The organism is Streptomyces beijiangensis (assembly GCF_017315755.1).
GTDB lineage: Bacteria > Actinomycetota > Actinomycetes > Streptomycetales > Streptomycetaceae > Streptomyces > Streptomyces beijiangensis.
Map to the genome: position 1 here is coordinate 1 of NZ_JAFLRJ010001204.1, position 667 is coordinate 667.

Genomic DNA, 667 nt, shown 5'->3' on the forward strand with positions numbered 1-667 from the left:
CGCCCAGGGCATCTGCCCGACCCTCGACCTGGTCATCCCCAAGGACGCGTCAGGGAAGCTCACCCAGCCGACCACGCTGGTGCGGGACGCCCATGCGCAGGGGCTGATCCTCCATCCGTACACGATGCGCAACGAGAACACCTTCCTGCCCGCGGAGTACCGGCGGGGCACCGACCCCAATGCCTACGGCGACGCCTTCGGCGCCTTCCAGCCCTACTTCGACACCGGCATCGACCGCGTCTTCACCGACAACCCGGACACCGCGCTGCTGGCCCCCGAGCACTTCGTCAACGGCTGAGCCGTCCTGCCCCGGTCGGGGTGATTTCCGGCCGCCCCGGCAACCCCGCCCGGGGCGGCCGGCGTCGTTGTTCATATGACGCGCGACCTGGTCACCGCCCTCCGTCCGCTGCTCACCGCGGAGGCCTCCGCCGACGCGTACGTGTCCGGCGCCGAACCCGCCGACCTGGAACAGGCGGTCTGGCTGCTCCTCCTGGAACGCCTCGACGCGCACGACCCGCCGCACGACCCTCCGGACTGGCTCCGCCGGACCGTCCGGACCGAGGCCCGCCGCACCCGTCGCACCGCCCGGCACGAGATGCCGTGGGCCGGTGACCCCGTCGACACCTCCCGCACCGGCGAGGGTTACCCCGAACTCCTCGCCCTCGCC

The 667-nt window shown here is 72.6% G+C and carries 1 protein-coding gene and 1 pseudogene; both read left to right on the top strand.

Annotation, left to right across the window (positions count from 1 at the left end):
* On the top strand, positions 1–298 hold a 298-nt coding region (locus J0695_RS41185), incomplete at its 5' end, for a glycerophosphodiester phosphodiesterase family protein (protein WP_277990116.1).
* A 75-nt stretch (positions 299–373) separates the two neighbouring features.
* Positions 374–667, top strand: a pseudogene (locus J0695_RS41190) (sigma-70 family RNA polymerase sigma factor); the annotation flags it as partial.